4 protein-coding genes are annotated in these 5,095 nt (G+C 70.4%); 1 reads left to right on the top strand and 3 read right to left on the bottom strand.

The genetic code is table 11. The features are described 5' to 3' along the window. Positions 1-80 precede the first annotated feature (80 nt). The 3 genes from PHQ87_RS14310 to PHQ87_RS14300 are packed head-to-tail and all read right to left on the bottom strand — an operon-like array spanning position 81 to position 4,172. Positions 81-1,769, bottom strand: a complete 1,689-nt coding sequence (locus tag PHQ87_RS14310) for an ATP-binding protein (RefSeq protein WP_300235736.1) — start codon at positions 1,767-1,769, stop codon at positions 81-83. 52 nt (positions 1,770-1,821) lie between these two features. Further along, positions 1,822-2,994, bottom strand: a complete 1,173-nt coding sequence (locus PHQ87_RS14305; RefSeq protein ID WP_300235733.1) for a serine hydrolase domain-containing protein — start codon at positions 2,992-2,994, stop codon at positions 1,822-1,824. Next, positions 2,991-4,172 carry an isoprenylcysteine carboxylmethyltransferase family protein gene (locus PHQ87_RS14300; protein WP_300235730.1) on the bottom strand — a complete coding sequence of 394 codons (1,182 nt, stop codon included), beginning with the start codon at positions 4,170-4,172 and terminating at the stop codon, positions 2,991-2,993. Before PHQ87_RS14300 ends, PHQ87_RS14305 begins: the two co-directional genes overlap by 4 nt. Positions 4,173-4,375: 203 nt before the next feature. Between PHQ87_RS14300 and PHQ87_RS14295 the strand changes: the two genes are divergently transcribed. Beyond that, on the top strand, positions 4,376-5,095 hold a 720-nt coding region (locus PHQ87_RS14295; protein ID WP_300235727.1), incomplete at its 3' end, for a nucleotide sugar dehydrogenase.

The following is a 5,095-nucleotide window of genomic DNA, read 5'->3' as shown; positions in this document are numbered from 1 at the left end:
GGGGGCGGTGGGGTTGGCAGACATGGGGGACGCGGGCAAAGCGGCATTGTCCCCCAGAGCGGGCACCCGGCCGGTGGCGCTCAGGACTGCATCGGCTCCCGCGGCAGCGAGAACCAGAACGCCGCCCCCTGGCCGACCTGGCCCTCGCAGCCCACCTGCCCGCCGTGGCGCTGGACGATGCGGCGGACGGTGGCCAGGCCGATGCCGGTGCCTTCGAATTCCTCGCTGCGGTGCAGGCGCTTGAAGGGCTGGAAGAGCTGGTCCACATAGGCCATGTCGAAGCCGGCGCCGTTGTCCCGCACGCAAAAGGTCTGCATCCCGCCACCGGCCGAGGTGCGGCGCAACGACACCCGGGGATCGGGCGTGCGGCCAGTGTATTTCCAGGCGTTGCCCAGCAGGTTCTGCAGCAGCGACTGCATCAGCACCGGGTCGGCCACGGCCGTCAGCCCCGGCTCGATGTCCCACTGCACACGCCGGCCCGGGTCGCTGCGTTCGAGCTCGTCAACGATCGCGCGCGCCATCGCGCTCAGGTCCAGCGGCACCTGCCGCAAGACCGAGCGGCTCAGGTGCGCCGTCGACAACAGGTCGGAGATGAGCTGGCCCATGTGCTGGGCGGCGGCCTGGATCCGCTGCACATACGAGCGGGCGTCCTCGCTCAGGCGCTCGCCCTCCTCGGTTTCCAGAATGCTGGCAAAGCCATGGATGCTGCGCAGCGGCGTGCGCAGGTCGTGCGAGACGCTGTAGGCAAAGATTTCCAGCTCGGCGTTGAGCGCCTCCAGCTCGGCGGTGCGCTCGGCCACCCGGCGCTCGAGCTGGTCGTTGAGCTGCCGCAGGGCCAGCTGGGAACGGCCCACGCGCCAGATCAGCCCGGCGATCAGCAGGCCACCGGCCAGCAGCATCGCAATGAGCGCCATCTCGATCTGCCAGCTGCGCGCCAGCAGGGGCTGCAGGGGTGCCAGCAGCGCCTCCTCGTCCAGGCCGATGGCCAGCACCAGACCGGATGCCGGCAGGGTCTTCCAGCCGAAGGCGCGCGCGCGGTTGTCCCGCACCCCGCTGGCCTTGAAGCTGCCGCTGGCCGGCGCGTCCGGCTGGAGAAAGGGCCGGCCGGCCGGCACCCGAGTGCCCATCAGGGCGTCCAGGTCGCGGTTGCTGGCCAGGAAGCTGCCGTCGGCGTGCACCAGCGACACCACGTCCCAGCGCGACAACTCGAGCGCGGCCAGCTTGGCCGATACAAACGCCGACGACACCACCAAGTGCACCGTGCCATCGAACTGGCCGCCGCGCAACACCGGGCGGCTGACGATGAAGACCCACTCCTGGCTGGTACGGGCATACACCGGCGCGCTGATGTGCAACCGGTTGCCGCCGGCACGCTGGGCCTGGAAATGCGCACGGTCGCCGACGTAGACGCCCTTGTCGTCCCCGAGCGTGTTGAACACCACGTGGCCACTGCGGTCCACCACCGTCATGTAGGGCACAAAACCTCGCGGCAGCGCCGCCAGGGTATCCCGCGCCACCGCGGCAAACCCCTCGGGCGGGCCCTCGATGCGCTGGCGCACCAGCTCCTGCAGCGCCAGATCGAGCGAGCTGACCATGGCCTCGATCTGGCCGGCCATGGCATCGGCCAGGTGGCGGCTGCGCTGCTCCGCCTCGAACAGCACCTGCTCGCGCAGCAACTGCTGCATGCGGCTGGCCTGCCACCACAAGGCGCCCGCCGCCAGCCCGATCAGCAACGCCACCAACACCGCCGCGGCCCAGATTCGCCTCATCGCCCTTGTTCCTCCTCCTGTGGCCACCACTGTAACCCCAACGCACCCCGGTTCACGGGCGATCAGCGGGCCATTTTTCCTGCATCAGGGCATACAGGGCCTGCCCCACCCGGTCGTTGTCGCGGACCCAGTCCAGACGCCGGCCGTGGGCCAGCCACACCAGCTTCGCGCCGTCCGGCAACAGCGCGGCAAAACTGCTGACGCCGGGCAGGCTGCCATCGCGCCAATGCATCATGGTCTGGCCCGGTGCCTGGTGGCGGTAAAAGCCGAAGCCGTGACAGGTGCGCCACTGCCCGGTGGGGCAGCCGGCGTCCACGGCGAACATCGCCTGCTGCTGCGCCTCGGTGAGCAGCCCGGGATGTCCGGCGCCGCCGAACACCGTGCGCAACAGCGCCAGAAAATCCGCCGCCGTGCCGGCCCAGGCCCCGCTGGCCAGCATGGCGCCGTAGTCGAACGCCAGCAGCGTGGCCGCCGGCTCACGGGCGTCAAAACGGTGCCGGGGCTCCCCCGCGAGGCGCTGGCCCGAACGCAGGGCGACGACCGTGTCCACCCCCGCCGGCGCCAGCAGACGCCGGCGGAACACCGCCTCCAGCGGCGCGCCCTCGACGTGCTCGATCAGCACACCCAGCCAGTGGTAGCCGACGTTGGCATAGGCATAGTGCGTGCCCGGGTCGTGGTCCAGGCGCACCGAGCGCAGGTAGGGCAGCAGATCAAACCCCGGGGGGCGGGGCGCCATCATCGGGTCGCCGCTCAGGGCACGGTCAAAGCCCGCCGTATGCCGCAGCAACTGGCCCACCGTGATCCCGGCCACGCGCGGGTCGGCCCAGGGGCCGGGCAGCCCCAGCACCGCCACCGCCCGGTCGGCCGGCTGCAGCTTGCCCTCGGCAAACAGTTGCATCGCCACGCTGGCGGTCAGGATCTTGGACAGGCTGGCATAGCGCATCACGTGCCCGGTGCGCAGCGGGCCCTGCCATACCCAGGGCCCCGCCCAGCCGGCGGCGCAACTGCCCTGGCGGCCCTGGCCATCCTCCCAGGCCAGTTGGAACCCCGGCAGCCGCAATGCCCGGGCGGTGTCGATCATCCGGCCCAGCCCGGGCGGCGTCTGGCCCGTGCAGCGCACCGGCCAGGGCCAGGGCGCGACGCTGGTGCGGGCCAGCATCCAGACCAGCAGCACGGCCAGCAGCGGGCCACCCAGCCAGCGGATGAGCCAGCGCGAGCGGCTCATGCCGGCCGGGCGGCGCGCAGCCGGCGCCGGCAGCGGGCCCACCAGCCGTCCCGCCCGATGCGCGCCGCATACGCCGCGTACTCGGGAAAGGCCATCAGGTGCCGCTCCTCGGTCTTGGCGCGCAGGTAGTACACCGTGCTGACAAAGGCCAGGCCCGCCAGGTTGCGCATCAGATCGCGCGCGTCGGCCACGCCCACGAAGGGCACGGTGTGCAGCCACCAGTACAGGTTCTTGGACAGGTAGGCCGGGTGCCGGGTGTAGCGGTAGGGCCCGGTATCGACCAGGCCACGCCAGCTCAGGTTCGAAAACCGCAGGCCGAAGGCCATGGTGGACACCCAGTAAACCAGCCAGGTCAGCGTGACCAGCGCCGCCCACAGCCAGTACAGCGGCTCGGCCGGCTGCAGCCAGTCGCTCCAGATCACGTCGTCGGTCTGCTGCCTGAGCGCGTGCAGCACGGCCAGCAGCGGCGGATAGCACAGCACGCAGCACAGCCAGCCGAGCCAGGTGGCATCGGTGCTGCGCACCTCGTTGTCCAGCAGCCGCGAGGCAAACACGTAACCGGCGGTGGCGATCAGCAGATCGGCCCCGAGGCCGAAGGCGAACAGCCCGGCCACCACCGCCGTGGGCGACCAGCGCCATTCCAGGCCCAGCAGCGAGGTCACCGCCATGACCAGCCACGTGTACATCAGCGGGATGAAGAACAGCTTGACGGCCCAGGCCAGCAGCAGCGGCCGCTGCTCGTCCCAGCGCCAGCGGCGCCGGCCCAGCAGCACCTGCCCCAGGCGGGCATAGCCGTCGTCGGGCTGCGGCATGCGCCGCTCGGCCCAGCGCACATAGGCGGGCGTGAGCAGCAGCAGCGCGGGCAGCGCCAGCAGGTACTCGGTGTTGAACGACGCCTGGGTGGGCCAGGCGGGGAACACCCGCGCCAGCAGCGTTGGCCACAGCAGCAGCGCCAGCAGGCAGACCCAGATGGCCACCGTCTTGGCACGCAGGGCGTCGCGCGCCGGCATGGTGACTGCAGCGCCCTGCCGCCGGGGCCGCGCCTCGCGCCAGGCCGCGCCCACCCCCGCCGCCACCGACAGCGCGATCACGAGCCGCGCCGCCAGCGCCGTGTCGGCCAGGCCGTGGGCACCGGCCCAGCGGAAAAAGATCAGCCCGGCCGTGAACGCGGCCAGCATGTGCCAGGATGCGCGCAAACCCTCAGCCCCCAGGCGATGAACAACACCGCCGGATCATACCGCCGGGGTCGGGCCGAGCGGCCACGCGGAAGCGGTCCACCTCGCGCACCAGGTGACGGACGCAGCATGGCTTCAAAGCGCGTCAACCCATCCTCGCGACCTCGCCCCCTTCCGTTGCCCGTTCTGTGCAGGACAATGAAGACATGTCCGAATTACCCTCACACCTTCCTGCCGCCCTGCAGGCACTCCATGAGCGCATCGAACGCCAATCCCTTTGCGTTGGCATCTACGGCCTGGGCTACGTCGGCCTGCCGCTGGCGCTGCGTTTTGCCGAAGTGGGCATTCGCGTACTGGGGTTCGACATCGATGCCACCAAGGTCGACAAGCTCAACAACGGCGAAAGCTTTATCGAACGCCTGACCCCGGAGCTGATCCAGCAGGCCCGGCAACAGGGTTTCGAAGCCACCACCGATTTTGCACGCACCGCCGAGGCCGACGCCCTCATCATCTGCGTGCCCACTCCGCTCACCCGTCATCGAGAGCCCGACCTGAGCTTCATCGTCAACACGGTCGAGGCCATGCTGCCGCACATGCGAGAGGGACAACTCGTGAGCCTGGAAAGCACCACCTGGCCCGGCACCACCGAAGAAGTCGTCGCACCCCGCCTGCGCAGCCGCGGGCTGGAGCCCGGCCGCAACTGCGCCCTCGTCTTCAGCCCCGAGCGCGAAGACCCCGGCAACCCGCACTTCGGCACCAAGGACATCCCCAAGGTCATCGGCGGCATGACGTCTTCCTGCCTGGCGCTCGGCCAAGCCGTGTACCAGCTCGCCATCCAGACCCTTGTGCCCGTCAGCAGCCCCAAGGCTGCCGAAATGACCAAGCTGCTGGAAAACATCCACCGCAGCGTCAACATCGGCCTGGTC

Source organism: Hydrogenophaga sp. (genome assembly GCF_028698005.1).
GTDB lineage: Bacteria > Pseudomonadota > Gammaproteobacteria > Burkholderiales > Burkholderiaceae_C > Hydrogenophaga.
The sequence above is the reverse complement of the archived record's forward strand: the minus strand, read 5'-3'. Positions and strand labels throughout refer to the sequence as shown.